The organism is Paenibacillus glycanilyticus (assembly GCF_023715145.1).
Taxonomy (GTDB): domain Bacteria; phylum Bacillota; class Bacilli; order Paenibacillales; family Paenibacillaceae; genus Pristimantibacillus; species Pristimantibacillus glycanilyticus_A.
Genome location: NZ_JAMBNP010000012.1, coordinates 178,545 through 195,140 on the forward strand (window position 1 = coordinate 178,545; position 16,596 = coordinate 195,140).

The 16,596-nt window shown below is 48.8% G+C and carries 17 protein-coding genes; 13 read left to right on the top strand and 4 right to left on the bottom strand.

Features of this window, described 5'->3' with window-relative positions; all coding sequences use genetic code 11:
* Positions 1-428: 428 nt before the first annotated feature.
* Entirely contained in the window at positions 429-767 is a 339-nt protein-coding gene (locus tag M3194_RS25830; RefSeq protein ID WP_251656978.1) for a winged helix-turn-helix transcriptional regulator, read from the bottom strand.
* A gap of 121 nt (positions 768-888) precedes the next feature.
* On the opposite strand from M3194_RS25830, the gene M3194_RS25835 reads away from it, so the two are divergent.
* A complete protein-coding gene (locus M3194_RS25835; protein ID WP_251656979.1) occupies positions 889-2,046 on the top strand; it encodes an MFS transporter in 1,158 nt (385 codons plus the stop codon).
* Positions 2,047-2,102: 56 nt separating this feature from the next.
* Here M3194_RS25835 and M3194_RS25840 read toward each other — a convergent pair whose 3' ends face one another.
* Positions 2,103-2,852, bottom strand: a complete 750-nt coding sequence (locus M3194_RS25840; protein ID WP_251656980.1) for a hypothetical protein — start codon at positions 2,850-2,852, stop codon at positions 2,103-2,105.
* Between the two features lie 368 nt (positions 2,853-3,220).
* On the opposite strand from M3194_RS25840, the gene coxB reads away from it, so the two are divergent.
* The 6 genes from coxB (at position 3,221) to M3194_RS25870 (ending at position 8,673) form a co-directional block, all read left to right on the top strand.
* Entirely contained in the window at positions 3,221-4,270 is a 1,050-nt protein-coding gene (gene coxB, locus M3194_RS25845; protein ID WP_251656981.1) for a cytochrome c oxidase subunit II, read from the top strand.
* A 67-nt stretch (positions 4,271-4,337) separates the two neighbouring features.
* Entirely contained in the window at positions 4,338-6,182 is a 1,845-nt protein-coding gene (ctaD, locus tag M3194_RS25850) for a cytochrome c oxidase subunit I (RefSeq protein ID WP_251657000.1), read from the top strand.
* Positions 6,179-6,793, top strand: a complete 615-nt coding sequence (locus M3194_RS25855; RefSeq protein WP_251656982.1) for a cytochrome c oxidase subunit 3 — start codon at positions 6,179-6,181, stop codon at positions 6,791-6,793. The genes ctaD and M3194_RS25855 overlap by 4 nt, the downstream gene beginning before the upstream one ends.
* Before the next feature lie 3 nt (positions 6,794-6,796).
* A complete protein-coding gene (locus tag M3194_RS25860) occupies positions 6,797-7,114 on the top strand; it encodes a cytochrome C oxidase subunit IV family protein (protein WP_251656983.1) in 318 nt (105 codons plus the stop codon).
* 87 nt (positions 7,115-7,201) lie between these two features.
* A complete protein-coding gene (ctaG, locus tag M3194_RS25865; protein WP_251656984.1) occupies positions 7,202-8,131 on the top strand; it encodes a cytochrome c oxidase assembly factor CtaG in 930 nt (309 codons plus the stop codon).
* Between the two features lie 77 nt (positions 8,132-8,208).
* Positions 8,209-8,673: a DUF420 domain-containing protein gene (locus M3194_RS25870; RefSeq protein WP_251656985.1), complete on the top strand. Its 465-nt coding sequence runs from the start codon at positions 8,209-8,211 to the stop codon at positions 8,671-8,673.
* 70 nt (positions 8,674-8,743) lie between these two features.
* Here M3194_RS25870 and M3194_RS25875 read toward each other — a convergent pair whose 3' ends face one another.
* A complete protein-coding gene (locus M3194_RS25875; protein WP_251656986.1) occupies positions 8,744-10,177 on the bottom strand; it encodes a sulfatase in 1,434 nt (477 codons plus the stop codon).
* 398 nt (positions 10,178-10,575) lie between these two features.
* Here M3194_RS25875 and M3194_RS25880 point away from each other — a divergent pair, with 398 nt between their 5' ends.
* From M3194_RS25880 to M3194_RS25905, 6 genes are all read left to right on the top strand, one after another.
* Positions 10,576-10,863, top strand: coding sequence for a glycosyl hydrolase-related protein (locus M3194_RS25880; RefSeq protein WP_251656987.1), 288 nt, complete (start codon positions 10,576-10,578; stop codon positions 10,861-10,863).
* A 164-nt stretch (positions 10,864-11,027) separates the two neighbouring features.
* Positions 11,028-11,756 (top strand): hypothetical protein, encoded by a 729-nt coding sequence (locus tag M3194_RS25885; RefSeq protein ID WP_251656988.1) that lies wholly within the window; start codon positions 11,028-11,030, stop codon positions 11,754-11,756.
* Between the two features lie 18 nt (positions 11,757-11,774).
* Positions 11,775-12,164 carry a GntR family transcriptional regulator gene (locus M3194_RS25890; RefSeq protein ID WP_251656989.1) on the top strand — a complete coding sequence of 130 codons (390 nt, stop codon included), beginning with the start codon at positions 11,775-11,777 and terminating at the stop codon, positions 12,162-12,164.
* Positions 12,165-12,168: 4 nt separating this feature from the next.
* Positions 12,169-13,077 (top strand): ABC transporter ATP-binding protein, encoded by a 909-nt coding sequence (locus tag M3194_RS25895; protein ID WP_251656990.1) that lies wholly within the window; start codon positions 12,169-12,171, stop codon positions 13,075-13,077.
* Positions 13,078-13,216: 139 nt separating this feature from the next.
* Positions 13,217-14,122, top strand: coding sequence for an ABC transporter ATP-binding protein (locus tag M3194_RS25900; RefSeq protein ID WP_251656991.1), 906 nt, complete (start codon positions 13,217-13,219; stop codon positions 14,120-14,122).
* Positions 14,115-15,428, top strand: a complete 1,314-nt coding sequence (locus tag M3194_RS25905) for an ABC transporter permease (RefSeq protein WP_251656992.1) — start codon at positions 14,115-14,117, stop codon at positions 15,426-15,428. Before M3194_RS25900 ends, M3194_RS25905 begins: the two co-directional genes overlap by 8 nt.
* Positions 15,429-16,293: 865 nt before the next feature.
* On the opposite strand, the gene M3194_RS25910 is transcribed toward M3194_RS25905, so the two are convergent.
* Positions 16,294-16,596, bottom strand: a 303-nt coding sequence (locus M3194_RS25910; RefSeq protein WP_251656993.1) for a hypothetical protein, incomplete at its 5' end; no start/stop codon positions are given.

Sequence of the window (16,596 nt, forward strand, 5' to 3'; positions counted from 1 at the left end):
CACCCTGAATAGGGTGCCGCTGATTTTGTGTAACGTATATTTAACCTCGGCGGCAGTACTTGGACTTCATACAGCATCATGCTGGCCGCGTGGTTCATATCCCTTGTTAATTGCAACAAGATTTGTGTGAGATGATCATCTTGCGCATACTCTGGGTTGCTTCGTGTAACGGACAAAGCAGCTTGTAAGTATACTTTAAAACAACGAAAGCCCTGCCTCTCTTCCGTCCTTGCGGCTCCTAGACCGCGCCAGTGTGAATCAAAGTTCTTACTGTTCGTAAGGATTGGAATTAACAGAAAAAGAAAAATCAAATTCGAGGAATTCATGAATTTTTCTGTTCTTAGGAGGGATATACAGGGGTTAAATATAACACAACTTTTATAGTATAAATGACTGCGCCAGAAAAAGCAAGGAAAAGGTAGAAAATGTTAGGTCCACTTCGCTGCCCACAGCTTCATTTGCTTCAGAATATGGTGAAGATCCTCGCCCTTTGGCGTAAGCGTATATTCAACCGTTACGGGAACCGTCGGGAATACCTGCCGTTCCAGCACGCCTTTTTCCTCGAGGTGACGGAGCGTGCTTGTTAATGCGCGCGGGCTGACCGCCGGAATCAGGCGCTGCAGCTCACCGAATCTTCTTGTACCGCAGAATAGCTCTCTGATCACAAGGAATGCCCATTTGCCGCCGATAACATCCAGTGTCTTCTCGATATTGCATTCAATCGTAACCGGTTCTTTCGGAATGTAATTATTTGCGTTCATGATCATTAAAGCTCCTTTCTTTCCTAACGAGCCAAAGTTACCTTCAGTATAGTATATATAATAGAAATAATAAATAAGGTAAGATGGTTTCAGGTTAAGTGAAGGATTAATTGAAGGGATGGAAGGCATGAAGCTTATTTTGCTTAGAGGTTATAACTTCTTTTATTTCTCGATGTTCGCCATGTTCTTGTCCTTCCTGCCGATCTATTTCGCGGAGAAAGGCATTACCGCATCGGAGATCGGAATCATCCTTGGTTCGGGAAGCGTCATTGGAGTTGTCTCGCAGCCGTTATGGGGAATGGTCAGCGACAAATATAAAACGGTCAAAGCCGTGCTGCTTATTTTACTGCTTGCATCTATTGCCCTTGGGATGGTGCTGTTCTCGGTATCGCTTATGCCGGCCGCGTTTGCGCTAACTGCGGCGATGTATTTCTTCTTGATGCCTGCCGATCCGCTGACGGAAAGCATGAATTACCGCCTGGCTGTAAGAGCAGGAGTCAGCTTTGGATCGGTCCGGATGTACGGCGCGCTTGGTTATGCAGTTGCTTCCTATATAATAGGCTACGTTGGCGACCATTACGGGATGGGCAGCTTTGTGTATTTGTATGCGGGTTATGGGATCATAACGCTGCTGCTGTGCGCGATGCTTCCGGAGACACCGGCAGCAGGGAAGCCCGTGGCCTGGCGGGATATGGTTCCTTTTTTCCGGGACAAGCGGACGGTGCAGTTTCTGCTGCTTGTGCTGCTCATTGCAATTCCGCACCGGATGAATGACAGCTACGTTGGCTTATACGTCCAAAGCCTTGGCGGCGGAGTTGGGATGGTTGGACTGGCCTGGTTCATCATGACGCTGGCGGAGGTTGCATTCTTCGCCCTGATTAACCGATTCATCAAGCCGGGCAAGGAGCTTCCGGTAATTTCTATTGCCGCGGGCTTTTACGTGCTGCGTTTTGCCTTGTCGGCCTGGTGGGATGATCCGGTTGCAATCGTATGGCTGCAGCTGCTGCAGGGAGTCTCATTCGTCCTGTTCTACGCCGCATCGATTCAATATCTGTACACGCTAATTCCGGAGCAGTGGAAAGCAACGGGACAGACGATCCTTGCGATGCTGCTGTTTGGCATATCGAGCATCATCTCCTCCACCTTGGGAGGATGGCTGTTTGATTGGATAGGGGGACAGGCATTATATGCAAGCATGTCGGTCTTATCGTTCATCGGAGCATGCTGCGGTCTGCTCATTTCGCGCAATGTCAGTCAAACGAAAAGAGGGATCAGGGCGACCTAACGCCGCATGATCCCTTTTTCGCATATATTAATAGGAAGAGATTTTTTTGGAACGGATTATGGAGTAGGAATAATGGACTGTCCGCTCCGTTGTTTGGCTCTTATCGTGTCGTAATCCTTGATCTGTTGAGGCATGATATCTCCGCCCGCGAACTGGTATTTGACCAAGGTGTTGAAGTCATTCAGCCAAGGCGTTAAGGAATGATTCATCCAGGCCTGCTTGGCATATTCATTCAGTTCGTTCACAAAGTCCATGTTGGCGGAAATGTGCACTTCCTGAACGGCAGGCGCAAGCTCCCTTACTTTTATGGCGACGGTTTGTTTGAGTTCGTTGGACAGCATGCTGTGATCATTAACAGTAAACAGGGAGTTGTATGGCGTTACCAGATGGCGGTTATCCCAGCGCTGGCTGCCGGTATCGTGGTTATACACGCCTTCGCTTGCTCCGCTGCGGTCCTGCTCGTCGGTATGGCCGGCGCTTTTGGTTCCGACAGCCGACCAGTCGAGAGCTAGTCCAACGTAAGCGTTCTTGTCGGTCAGCATAACGATGGCAGAGCCAACTCCGCCAAGCTTGGATACTTCATTTGAGATGGTATTGCTGTATTCGAAAAAGGAATTGTCGTGCTGGTACGGATTATTCGCGGAAGAGGTGCCGTACAGCTTGCCGCCAAGCATTTTGGCGTCTCCTGCTTTACGGCTCCCGTAATCATGGTCGCTGCTTTGGATGCGCTTCTCGTAGCCGCAGGCTGCAGTCATGCTAATTAGTAAACAAGAAATCATCAGTAATCCGGCCACTCGTTTCTTCATGGGTGATCAGCCTCCATTCGGGCGGTTATAGGAATAGGTTTTGTAGGGAACGATGAAATATACGCTTCAGCCTCCATACATAATTGACCATGGGTTTGGTGCACAATGTAGGGTAGGGAAACCACGTTCAGAAGCATGTTTCAAACCACTTTGTCAAAGCCGAGAAACCGTGAAAAACCTGAGTTTTTGACAGCTTTGAGAACAATTTGTGAACTCTCTGTGGAACATTGACAAATAAGTACAGCAACTTTATATTTAATTAAGTGATTTAGTTCCAGTAGTTGTCATAACATCTGTGAAACACGCAGTTTGCCGCATTATTACTAAGATGTTAGCATCTGCGAAAACGTCAAAAGTGGGGTTGATTATTGATGAATCGGTGGCAGTTTTTTAGAAAGCTTGCGCCGCTTCTGGCCTTGATGGTGCTCGTGCTGTCGGCATGCGGACGGAGTGACCTGTCCACGCTGAGGCCCCAAGGTCCTGTAGCGGAAGAGCAATTCGGACTGATGAAGCTGGCGATCTCAATCATGCTTATCGTGATTGTTGTCGTGTTTGCGATTTCTTTCTATGTAATTATTCGTTTCCGCAGACGTCCTGGCGACAAGACGATTCCGAAGCAAGTAGAAGGTAGCCATAAGTTGGAGATTATCTGGACGGTAATTCCGATTGTCCTGCTGATCATCCTCGGCGTACCAACTATCCAATCGGTATTTAACCTCTCAAAGGATCACACAAAAGATCCGGATGCGGTTAAAGTTGTCGTAACGTCGCACCAATATTGGTGGGAGTTTGAGTATCCTGAGCTTGGGATTAAGACTGCTCAGGAATTGGTAATTCCAAAAGGCAAGACGATCTCCATTGAAGCGAAATCAGCAGACGTTCTTCACTCGTTCTGGATTCCTTCCCTTGCCGGTAAAATCGATACAAACCCTGGAGCTAACGTTAACGTGATGTACTTCTCAGCTCCAAAAGAAGGCGTTTACTTAGGTAAATGCGCCGAGCTCTGCGGACCTTCGCACGGCCTTATGGACTTTAAAGTAAAATCGGTGGACGAGGCTTCGTTTGACCGTTGGACTGCTGCATTGCAAGCTCCGGTTGCGCTTCCAAGCGACCCTGCTATTAAAGAAGCCTTTGTCAGCAAATGCTTGACTTGCCACGCTGTAGGCGATCAAGGCGGTCCTGCATTCCCTAATCTGACAGGTATCGGCAGCCGTCAGTCTGTGGCCGGTATCCTCGTTAACACTGATGATCCGAAATATTCCAACGAAGGTTCGACTTATGACAACCTGCATCGCTGGATTGAAGATCCGTCGGCTGTAAAACCTGGCTCAAATATGCCTAAGGTTGATCTAACTCAACAAGAGCTTGACGGAATTTCTAAATATTTATCGGAACTGACTCTCGACTACGAACAATAATCATCGGTGATTAAAGGAGGTACCTACCTTGGCTCATGGACATGCGGTTAAACGTTATTCCGGCCTGATGGATTGGCTGACAACGGTTGACCACAAAAAAATCGGCATTTTGTATTTAATCGCCGGCGGTTTCTTCTTTCTTGTCGGCGGTTTAGAAGCAATTCTTATTCGGATCCAGCTGTGGAAGCCGCTTAATGATTTCGTTAGCGCGGATACATATAATGAGCTGCTTACGATGCATGGCACGACAATGATCTTCCTTGCGGCTATGCCGGTTATCTTCGCATTAATGAATGCGATCGTGCCGCTGCAGATTGGCGCGCGCGACGTTGCCTACCCATTCGTAAACGCAATTGGCTTCTGGACATTCTTCTTCGGCGCGGTGCTGCTGAATGTCAGCTGGTTTACCGGCGCGGCACCGGATGGCGGTTGGACAGCTTATGCTCCGCTATCCAGCACAACCTTTAACGGCGACCACGGTTTTGACTACTATGTACTCGGCCTGCAGATTGCCGGTATCGGTACACTGGTCGGCGGTATTAACTTCTTGGTAACGATTATTAACATGCGTGCTCCGGGAATGACCTTCATGCGTATGCCGATGTTCACTTGGTCTGTCTTTATTACTTCGGCACTGATCCTGTTCGCATTCCCTGCTCTTACAGTTGGCCTTGCGGCCCTCATGTTCGACCGCGTATTTGATGCAAACTTCTTCGACCCTTCCGGCGGCGGTAACGCTGTCCTCTGGGAGCATATCTTCTGGATCTTCGGGCATCCTGAGGTTTATATCCTGATCCTGCCGGCATTCGGTGTTATCTCCGAGGTTGTCAGCACGTTCTCCCGTAAACGTCTGTTTGGTTACAGCTCGATGGTCTTCGCTACCATCCTGATCGGCTTCCTTGGCTTCATGGTTTGGGCGCATCACATGTTTACAACGGGTCTTGGACCGGTTGCGAACGGGTTGTTCTCAATCGCAACGATGCTGATCGCGGTACCAACGGGTATCAAAATCTTCAACTGGCTGTTCACCCTGTGGGGCGGCTCCATTAAATTCACAACGGCGAACTTGTTCGCTGTAGGCTTTATCCCGACGTTCGTAATGGGCGGTGTAACCGGTGTCATGCTGGCAGCTGCGCCTGCTGACTTCCAGTATCACGATTCTTACTTCGTCGTAGCGCATTTCCACTACGTTATCGTAGGCGGTCTTGTACTCGGTCTGTTCTCCGGCCTGCACTACTGGTGGCCAAAGATGTTCGGCCGCGTATTGAATGAAGGTCTTGGCAAGCTGACGTTCTGGACATTCTTTATCGGCTTCCACCTGACGTTCTTCGTTCAGCATTTCCTTGGCCTGATGGGCATGCCTCGCCGGATCTGGACTTACCTGGACGGTCTTGGCTTCAATGAAATGAACTTGATTAGTACAATCGGCGCTCTCCTGATGGGTCTGGGCACAATCTTCTTCCTTCTGAACATTGTAGTAACGGCATTCAAACCGAAAAATGCTGCAAACGATCCTTGGGAAGACGGACGTACGCTGGAGTGGACGATTTCTTCGCCAGCACCTGAATACAACTTCAAGCAAACTCCGCTTGTACGCGGATATGATGCATACTGGAAAGAGAAAATGGATGGTCATACGGAAATGACGCCGGCTGAACCGCTTGGCTCGATCCATATGCCATCGCCATCCATTCTGCCGCTGTTCATGTCAATCGGCTTGTTCATTACAGGTCTTGGTCTTATGTACTCGCATGGCGAATGGGGTAAAATCGCTGGTATTGAAGCAGGCTATGTAGTAGGCGGCATCGGTTTGATTATTACGTTTACTTGTATGATCATCCGCTCCCTTGTAGATGACCATGGCTTCCATATCGAACCAGAAGAACTGCAAGATAAGGGGGTAAAAGCATGAGTGCACATTCCCATGACGGCCATCTGCCTCATGAGCCTGAAAAAGCAACCCTCGAGGGTCGCAATAAGATTCTTGGTTTCTGGTTATTCCTTGGTGCGGAAACGGTATTGTTCGGAACGCTGTTCTCGGCGTTCCTGGCACTCCGCGATCAAGTGCTTGATGGTCCGACATCGCAAGAGCTGTTCCAGCTTCCGCTCGTTGCACTTGCAACCGGCTTGCTCTTGACTTCGTCGCTCACGAGCGTATTTGCAACTCAAGCTCTTCATATGCATAAGGTGAAGGCCATGATCTGGTGGCTGCTCGTTACGGTCCTTCTTGGACTTGGCTTCCTTGGCCTTGAGATTTACGAGTTCTACCATTATGTACATGAAGGACATGGCTTTACAACGAGCGCATTCAGCTCCTCGTTCTATACGCTGGTTGGCTTCCACGGCGCTCACGTAGCGTTTGGTATCGTGTGGATCTCGCTTCTGATCGGACAATTGGCGAAGAAAGGCCTGACGGTCACAACTGCTCCTAAGGCGTATGTTGCCGGCATTTACTGGCACTTTATCGACGTTGTCTGGGTATTTATCTTCACCGTCGTTTACCTGATGGGAAAGGTGGGCTAATCCATGGCAAGCAATCATTCCACGGAGGAACAACGTCCGGTTCGTCACAAGGTTGAAGGTCCAAAGAAACATATCATTGCCTTTATCTTCTCGATCCTGTTGACACTGATCGCTTTCGCGGCTGTTGCCGGCGGTGAGATTAACACCGACTTCATCTACATCATTCTAATCGGCTGCGCAATCTTGCAAGTCTTTGTACAGATGGCGTTCTGGATGCATATGAAGGATCGCGGCCATACGTTCGCGATTATCGGTATCCTGTTTGGTGTAATGGTCGTCGCTACATGTGTCATCATGGCAGAATATTGGGCTTGGTGGTAACAGTATTGCATAATTGAAAAGAGGAGGGTCCCCAGTTCCAATGACGGGCCCTCCTCTTTTGCAGATATTTGAAAGGAGCTGCCATCCATGCTTGGCTTACAGTATTTCAGCTTTGAAGAGTTGTGGACCCCATGGTTTATGTTCTTCATGATCGCCGTTGTGATTCTTTACTTCTATTTGATCGGACCATGGCGGGAGAAGCATGCACCGCATGAAGACAAGGCAACAATCTGGCAGAAGATCATGTTCGTGGCTGCTGCGGTCATGTTTTACCTTGTACAAGGAGGCCCATTCAGCTTACTTGGCCACATGATGTTTACCTTCCATATGATCGATATGTCCGTCTCTTATTTGATTGTGCCTCCCATGCTGCTGCTCTCGATTCCCAGCTTCATCTGGCGGAAAATATTCGCTGCTAAGGGCTGGAAGAAGCTCAACTTTATGATGCATCCGATTGCAAGCATTTTGACGTTTAATATGCTATTTTCTCTCTATCATGTGCCGCTTATTAATGACTATGTCATGACGCATTACATGCTGCACAGACTTGTCTATACGATCCTGCTTGTTGCCGCGCTGCTTATGTGGGCTCAGCTTGCCAATCCGGTTCCGGAATGGAATCGCCTGACCGATCTGAAGAAGATGGCTTACGTATTTGCGAACGGCGTACTGCTGACGCCGGCTTGTGCTTTTATTATTTTCGCCAGCACTCCGATGTATGCGGTATACAGCGATCCCCAGACCTGGGTGAAGGCAATGGGATATTGCGTGAGCGATCCTTCGCAATTGCTTGTGCTGTTCGAGGGGCCGCAGTTCTTCAATCTTCTTACGAGTCCGGAAGAGGATCAACAGCTCGGCGGTATCGTGATGAAGCTGCTGCAAGAGTTCATGTACGGCGTTATTTTGGCTTATATCTTCTTCCACTGGTTCAGACGCGAGCATAAGGATGACGATGTAACAAATGTGACAAATGAAGCGCCAAATGAACTGCCCAACATGAACAAAGGCACGGTATAATAGAGCAGACGATATTGTTGTCTGTACGATTAATTCTTTAAGCGTTATGTGATAATTCTTTTTGGGTGGGATAGCTATTGGACAAGTACACACTTTTTCCTACGATCAGTACGAGCTTTATTGTCATAAGCGCGATTCTGGTCGCGATCGGCTGGAATCTGGCTATTAAGCGGAAGCTCGATCAACATAAGAAAGTCATGATAGCAGCGGCTATTGCTGCGATCATCTTCTTCATTATCTATTCGTCCCGGACTGTTCTTGTCGGCAATACGGAATGGGGAGGACCGGATAGTCTGAAGCCATATTACTTAACCTTCCTGTTATTCCACATCGTCCTGGCTACGGTTGCGGCGGTGTTCGGCATAACGACTCTTGTGCTTGGGTTTAAAGAGAAATTTGCGAAGCATAGGAAATGGGGAAAGGTTACTTCGGTTATTTGGTTCTTTACGGCGATTACTGGGGTTGCCGTGTACATATTGCTGTATATGCTATATCCGGGCGGTCATACCAAACCGGTTATTGATGCAATCTTTGGTTGGTAAATCGTAGGTAAGGATGCGCATGTCTCGCGGCTGAGACATGCGCATTTTTGCTCACGGGGAATTTTGAATATTACCTCTTAATTTGGAGCCATTTCACGGGGATGTCTGCGAATGAGCTCCGGAACGGCATCTCCGTGAAGCGGTCTATCTGCTGAATGAGTGGCATGACGATATGATGTCCTCCATGCCTCATGGTGTCGACCCACTGTGGACCGTAATGAAGGAAGGTGGTCCTTATCACGCGAAAGGGGCATTGCCTAAATATATGTTCCGCCGCTAGGTTTGCTTGCTCGTAAGGATCTTCCGAGAGGTTGTAGAGCATCTCCTTATCGAAGAGATGATAACCGTCGTGATAAGTGCGAATATAGAGCCAATCACCGAAACGAACGCTGCGTTGACATACATGCGCGCATTGCGATAGGACCAGATAATCTCTACCCGTGTTCTCGCCAGTTCGAACCGTTCCGGCAAAGCTTGTCCCATCCCAGCTGGCTTGCGGGGATTTGCCAAGCAAATCGGCAACCGTCGGCGGGAGATCAAGCTGGTAGTGAAGGTCTGTATCAACGATACCGGCTTGCATGCCCGGCCAGCGGATAATCATCGGGACGCGGCATGTTGCATGATCGGCAGTACCATGCTCCCCGTAAATACCCAATTCACCTAAATTCTCGCCATGATCGGCTGTAATAATCACGACGGTATCATCCATTAGCCCTTTGCTTTCGAGCAATTCAAAAATCTTGCCGATATTATCGTCCATATAGCGAACACCGCAATCGTAACCGTCGATCATCATCCGCAAGTCTTCCCGGGAGCGAATCTCCCCAGGGTAGCGCGGATATTCGGGGGATATCTCGCTGTCATACATATTAATCTCGCTTGCACTATGCGGACCGACCTTACTCATATGCGTACGCAGAACTTCATCTGTGATCCATTCCGGAAGCGGCTCGTCCTTGAACGGGTTGCCAAAGGAAGCAGGCGCGCGATAAGGGGTGTGCGGGTCCCAATAATTCACATACAGCATCCAATCGTCCTGATCTGCATTGCGCTCGAGCCAATTCAGCACGACTGGAGTTACCTCTTGGGCGGACTCGTGTCCTTTTTGGCCCGTATTATGGATTTCATTGAAGCCGGCATAGAAAGTCCACGCAGAATGGCGCTCGCCGAAAGGACTTACAAGCGCCGTATGCATGCCTGCTTTGCGGAAGAGATAAGGAAAGCTGTTTGCTGTCCGCTGATCGCAAAAATCACGCGCCGCTCCTTCCGAACGTATTTCGGATGCCGTTCCGCCATGGCCCACTACGCCGTTATGGATACCAAATTCGCCCGTCATAAGGGCAGTCCGCGATGGAAAACACGGCGCGTCCGACGTATAGAAGTTATCGAAGCGAACGCCTTGCGCTGCGATGCGGTCAATGTTCGGCGAAGTGTTTCGCGCATAACCGTAACAGCCTAAATGATCCGGTCTGGTGGAATCCAAATCAAGCAATAAAACTCGCATATCAAGTACCCTCCACGTTTAATAAAATTGTGCTGATGTGCTGGAACGACTTTATTTTAGTGGGACAGCTTGTAAAGTCACAATGTACATTCCTATTATGACATGTATAATCCTACGATAAGTTCCTTGCGTTTGTAAGCTTTATAGAAAATTGTGATCCTGTAGAATGATGTGAATTGCTATCTTTTTCATCATTCTTTATCGTAGACGGTAATACACGAGGAGGGGATTAAGTTGAGCGAAACCACGCAGCAAGAACAAATTGTGGAGCATGGTGTCCATTCCTGCCGCATGCCGGGGATTGGCGCTCGGCTGAGGTTGTTCGCCGCGCGGCCGAGCTGAACAGCCCGGCGGTTGCGGTCGCGGGAGCAGGCGCGGTTGGCGTTGGCTCAAGCGCGATGAGCGGGGAGCAGCTGCCGCCCGAGCAATCGCTGCTGCAGTTGGACAGCCGCTCGGTTATTCTCGATACCGTGAAGCGGGAGGAGCGCGGCGCGGGCACGATTATGCGCTTCTACGAGTCGACGGGCAGCCGCGACCGGATAACGCTGCAGCTTCCTTCGCTTACAAGTCGGGCGAGCATCGTCAACCTGCTGGAAGATGAGCTCGAACCGTGCGACATCAGCGCCGAAGGCAAGATTACGTTGTCGTTCAAGCCGTTTGAAATTAAGTCTATCAAGATAGAATAGTCTTCTGCAGGGAAGAGCCTTCAGCACCGCGCGATAGTATGCGGCCGCTGAAGGTTTTTTTGTTAAAATCCACAAATGGGAATTGACTCCAGTTTATACTGTGTATATACTGTATATAAGGATATACACAGTATAATGACTGTACTTCTGAAGGGGTGGGGCATTTGAACATACGCCAAGGGGCTTGGCATATTGCAAAACACGAGCTTTCGCGGGATTGGATAGGAGTCGTATTCACCGTTTTGTTTTGTCTCTATCTAGCCCTAATAACGACTTCGGTCTATAACGACGATGAAAGAATCACGTCATGGCTTCTGGATATGGTCTTTATCGTTACGTTCCCGAGTCTTGCCTTTGTCATGAATAAGACGACGATGCGCTTCTGGCGGGACGACACCTATACCGGCAAGTTGGCTGAATGGCGGACGATTCCGATCCCGCTCTCCCATCTGGTTATAGGCCGGCTGCTCCAGCTAGTTATGGTGTTGACGCTGGCGCTGACGATATTTTTCACGACGCAGTATGTATTGGTTTCCCAATTGCATGAGCAAATATCTATTGGCGCATATATCTTGTTCGCTTTGTTCTGGTACTTCTACGCCTTATCGATGGCGGTTGGTTATGTGTACTTTGAAATCGGGCATACCGGAAAAGCATACGCGTTGTTCTGTTATATCAGCGTTGTGGTGTTTGTGCTTATTTGCGTGGTCATTGGCCTTGCCAAAGCCGGCCTTGTACACGGGCTGCTTGGTGAATTGCAAAAAGGACATTGGTGGTACACGGCCGGAGCATTCGCGGTGTGCGCGGTTACTTTATACTCCGGTTATATGATCATTAAGCGGCGGCTCAAGCAACGGCATTATTTGAACAAAAAATTATTGATGAGCTCTTGATTGGAAGAAGGTGTGACTGTGTGGCTGCCAATTCATATTAACGAACAAAGCGCGGAACCGCTCTATTACCAGATTGAAGTGCAACTAAGAGCGCTAATCGTAAGCGGGCAGCTGGAAGAAGGAACATTATTGCCTTCGATCCGGGAGCTGGCGCAGCTGCTGAAGTGCAGCGTGATAACCGTGCGTCGGGTCTATCAGGATCTGGAGACGGAAGGACTGCTTCGGACGAAGCAAGGCACCGGGACCTATGTCGCCCGCATCGGGCAGAATGCGATGGACCGGTATCGTCTGGATGCCGTCATGGACAGCCTGGAGGCAGCCGTTGATGCCGGCAAGCTCGTGCAATGCACAAGGGAAGAGCTGACGAAGCTGTTCCAGGAAGTGCTTGATCGAAAATTCGGAGGGTGAAGAAATGACCGACAATGTTGTACGGCTGACGGAGGTTGAGCTGAAGCGGCCGCATTTTCAGCTGGGTCCCATACATCTGGAAGTGCCGAAGGGGTATGTTACGGCAATTGTTGGACCTAATGGCTCCGGCAAAAGTTCAACGTTTCGGCTGATTCTGGATTTGTGCAAACCCGATAAAGGAGAAATCAGCCTCCTTGGACAAAGCGTCTCGGAAGAGGAAGACTGGCAGACGAAGAGCAGGGTTGGCTATCTGCCGGAATTGATTTCCTCGCATGACGATAGGCTGAAGGCTTCCTCGAAGACGGAATTTGTGAAGAAGTGGTATTGCAACTGGGACATCAACCGCTATCAGGAGCTGCTGCGCCTGTTTGAAGTGGATGACAGCATTAAGCTGGGCAGGATGTCCAAGGGAATGCGGCGCAAGTATGAGCTCGCCCTAGTGCTGTCGCATCACCCGGAGCTGCTCATCCTGGATGAGCCTTCTTCCGGCCTTGATCCGCTGGCATGGCGCACGATGATTGATGTGCTTCACCGCTATATGGAGCCTGGCGACCGTACAATATTGATGGCTTCCCATATTGTGGAGGAGGTGAAGCGGCTCGCCGATTATATCGTCTTTATGATACATGGCCGGGTGCTTGGCGTTTACGAGAAGGATGAGCTGTTCGGCAGCTGGCATGCTTTCTATGTTCATGGGGAGCACGTAAGCAGAAAGCTGGTTCAGGCGATGCCGGGACTATGCGGAATCGAAGAAACCGGCGGAGGCATGCTTCGCGTTATTACGCGAATGGCTCCTGATGCCGAAGAATGGTGCGGAAGGGAAGGAATGACGATAACGCATCGGCAGGCGCTGCAACTGGATGATATTTTGGCCGTATTGGTAGAGCAGGAACGGACGAGGCTCAGATCGTAAGAGGCAAGAATCATCATGAACAGCTAATTCTAGCTGTTTGTGTGATTATTCTTTAAGCGTATGCTTTCGAAGCAAGAATCATCATGAACAGCTAATTCTAGCTGTTTGTGTGATTATTCTTTCTAGGAGGAAAGAGAAGATGAAACCATTAGTAGTCGAACGGGTGCATAAGCAATATGGGGAAAAAACAGCGGTAAACGGGATCAGCTTCGAGGTTGAACAAGGAGAAATATACGGATTGCTGGGGGCGAACGGTGCCGGCAAAACCACCACGATGCGGATGGTGCTTGGACTGATTTATCCGGACGAAGGCAAAATCCTGTACCATGGCAAACCATATACGCAGGAGCAGCTTCGCATGCTTGGCTACTTGCCGGAAGAACGCGGACTGTATCCGCGGGTGAAGGTAAGCGATCAGATTATCTACCTGGCACAGCTGCGCGGGATGTCGAAGAAGGATGCGGATGCCAACCTCAAGCAATGGCTGGACCGGTTCGAAGTGCCGGAATACTATGGAAAACGCGTCGAGGAGCTGTCCAAAGGGAATCAGCAGAAAATCCAGTTTATTGCTTCGGTTATCCATCGTCCCCGTATCGTTATCCTTGATGAAGCCTTCAGCGGTCTCGACCCGGTAAACGTTGAACTCTTGAAGTCTACGGTTAAGGAATTGAGAGATTCCGGAACATCCATGCTGTTCTCGACGCACCGGATGGAGCATGTCGAGGAGCTGTGCCGCAACATTACGATTCTTCACCGCTCTAATCCGGTTCTGCAAGGCAGCCTGCGGGACATTAAGAAACGTTATCCCCGCGAGAAGGTTGTGCTGCGCACGGAAGGCGAGGTTGCCGGCCTTGAAGGAATCAGCGGCGTAACGGGCGTTCAGAAGCATGAATACGGCTATGAGGTTGGGATTGCCGAGGAAGCCGCGGCCGCGAATATTTTGCGCCATGCCCTTGAGCAGACGGCCATTCACAAGTTTGAGATTATGGAGCCAACGTTAAACGAAATTTTTATTAAAGCGGTAGGCGGTGATCTGCATGAATAGTTTCTGGACGGTAGCAGGCTTTACGATGAAGAATAAGTTTAAGGGGAAATCCTTCTTAATTACAACGCTGATCTTTGTTGTGATCTTATGCGTCATTGCAAACCTTCCTTATATTATCTCGTTATTTGATAAGAACAGTGACAAAGCAACGAACATCGGTTACGCCATCGATGCCCAGGCTATTGAGGGCACCAAGATTGCGGAACAGCTGCGGGAAAGCTACGCAGGTCAGGAGAAGCCGGCGATTAAGCTGATCGAATACCCGGATGCCGGTTCAACCGACGGGAACGAGAAAGTGCTGAAGGCTGCCGTTGCCGATAAGAAGATCAAGGGTTATCTCTTATTTGGCGCGGTAAACGAGACGGGCTTGCCTACGGTGACCTACAAATCCGAGAAGCTGCTTGACGAGAAAACCTCGCAAGCGCTGGAGCAAGGGATTCAGATCGTAAAGACGGACATCGTTCTGAAGGACAGCGGATTAACGGATGAGCAGAAATCCATGCTGCTTAGTCCGGTTGTCATCAATACGATGCAAATCGCCGCAAGCGACGGTGCCGGAGGAGCAGGAAACGGCAAGACCGAAGCTCAGCAAGGCGTAGATATGGGCTTTGTAACCCTCCTTTTACTGCTGTTGTTCTTCGGCATTATGGTCTCCGGCCAAATGATTGCCTCGGAAATTACGGCTGAGAAAAGCTCGCGCGTCATGGAGATTATCGTCACAAGCGTATCTCCGCTGAAGCAGATGTTTGGTAAAATATTCGGCATGTTTGTTGTTGGTCTATCGCAGATTGTAGCCTATGTTGTGGTTGTCTTCATCAACATTAATCTGCCGCATAACAATTCGGCGTTCATGCAATACGATATTGATCTGTCGAAGGTTGATCCACTTCTGCTGGTTTATGGATTGCTGTTCTATGTAATGGGCTTCTTAATCTACGCGACCTTGTTCGCAGCGGTTGGCTCGATCGTAAGCCGTACAGAGGATTTGGGCCAAGCGGTTATGCCCATTACAATGCTGTCGCTGGCGGGCTTCTACATCACAACATTTAGCATTTCCAGTCCGGATACGATGCTTGTTAAAGTGACCTCGTTTATCCCGTTCTTCTCGCCATTCGTGATGCTGCTGCGGGTCGGCCTCTCTAATCCGCCAATCTGGCAGGTTCTTGTATCTATCGGAATTCTGCTCGTAAGCATCTATGCAGCCGGCTGGTTGTCGGCGAAGATTTACCGCACCGGCGTCTTGCTCTACGGTAAACGGCCTAGCTGGAAAGAGCTTCGCAAGGCGATGAAGGCTTATAAGGTTTAATCGTAGATACAGTATAGTTGTTGTGTGAGTAACGGTTATAGATTAGACAGTTTTCAAGATAGAACTAGACAATTCACAGGATACAGCAAGACAATTTACAAGATAAAATTAGACAATTCAAGAAGATAAAAAGAAGACAAAGGCAATTAAAAGCAACGAAAACGAGTCTCTAGAATCGCTTCTAAGGCTCGTTTTTCGTTTAGGGAGTCAATTATTACCCTCAATAATGTTGTAGACTGCTGCAAATATCGTTAAGCTACGGGCAGGATAGATCCAATATGTGGTATCATGTCTGTGGATCTTCTGGGACTGAATGAAGAAATAAGTGATAAATCCATCGGACACAGATTGTGGGGCACTCTAATGAACATGAGAATGGTAATATATTCGTTAATAGTCATTATCGCGCTCGGTGGCGGCTATATATACCGAACCTCCGTAACATATCCCATTAGCAATAATAATGAAGTGATTGACGCAGCGATCGAAAGCTTCATAAACAAGGGAAGTACTAGCGAGGATAAGAAAACGATTGATATCCAACTTTCTAGGAATATCGATAACAAGCTGATGTCCTGTTTACGCTGGACGATCAGACTGGCGTAGCAGAGTTAAGCCGTGGGAAAAACGGCAAATACAAAATTGAGAATGCTGGATACGGGACTAATTGGATTCACCACCATGTTATTCAGACAAACAATGGATTCTATTACTAAGTAGCAGGTAAAAGAGATGGTATTGGCCGGATCCGCGCATATCTTGACGAAGAAGCAATAGACATTCCCGTTGAAGAAGGCGAGTATTACATCTCTTACTTTAACCTTTTAGAGGAGCCTGAAGCCTCGATGGCCAATCGTATGGTCGTCTACGATGTGGATGGTAAGGAGCTGGTGCGAATCGGCATATCTAAAGATGGTGTCATTATTGGATCATCTATAGATGAAAAATGACAGGGAAATAGCCATAAAGCTAAAGTAAGAACGATAGTTGAATAAACGACCATGAAGAAGCTGCCGGCATTGATCGGTAGCTTCTTTACGTTAACGGGCAGCATTCCTATAATGAAGAAATACGAGGTTTGAGAAACAAAAAGACTCCTTGGTATGATGTATGAGGGTCCCAGATGCTCGCCAGCGACCGGATCCAAATACAAACCAAGGAGACTACA

What these genes read in the sequence shown, in the direction of transcription:
- M3194_RS25895 (WP_251656990.1), top strand. Translation starts at nt 12,169, where the DNA reads ATGACCGACAATGTTGTACGGCTGACGGAGGTTGAGCTGAAGCGGCCG.
- M3194_RS25855 (WP_251656982.1), top strand. Translation starts at nt 6,179, where the DNA reads ATGAGTGCACATTCCCATGACGGCCATCTGCCTCATGAGCCTGAAAAA.
- M3194_RS25840 (WP_251656980.1), bottom strand. Translation starts at nt 2,852, where the DNA reads ATGAAGAAACGAGTGGCCGGATTACTGATGATTTCTTGTTTACTAATT.
- M3194_RS25905 (WP_251656992.1), top strand. Translation starts at nt 14,115, where the DNA reads ATGAATAGTTTCTGGACGGTAGCAGGCTTTACGATGAAGAATAAGTTT.
- M3194_RS25880 (WP_251656987.1), top strand. Translation starts at nt 10,576, where the DNA reads ATGAGCGGGGAGCAGCTGCCGCCCGAGCAATCGCTGCTGCAGTTGGAC.
- M3194_RS25900 (WP_251656991.1), top strand. Translation starts at nt 13,217, where the DNA reads ATGAAACCATTAGTAGTCGAACGGGTGCATAAGCAATATGGGGAAAAA.
- ctaG (WP_251656984.1), top strand. Translation starts at nt 7,202, where the DNA reads ATGCTTGGCTTACAGTATTTCAGCTTTGAAGAGTTGTGGACCCCATGG.
- M3194_RS25875 (WP_251656986.1), bottom strand. Translation starts at nt 10,177, where the DNA reads ATGCGAGTTTTATTGCTTGATTTGGATTCCACCAGACCGGATCATTTA.
- M3194_RS25860 (WP_251656983.1), top strand. Translation starts at nt 6,797, where the DNA reads ATGGCAAGCAATCATTCCACGGAGGAACAACGTCCGGTTCGTCACAAG.
- M3194_RS25835 (WP_251656979.1), top strand. Translation starts at nt 889, where the DNA reads ATGAAGCTTATTTTGCTTAGAGGTTATAACTTCTTTTATTTCTCGATG.
- M3194_RS25830 (WP_251656978.1), bottom strand. Translation starts at nt 767, where the DNA reads ATGATCATGAACGCAAATAATTACATTCCGAAAGAACCGGTTACGATT.
- ctaD (WP_251657000.1), top strand. Translation starts at nt 4,338, where the DNA reads ATGGATTGGCTGACAACGGTTGACCACAAAAAAATCGGCATTTTGTAT.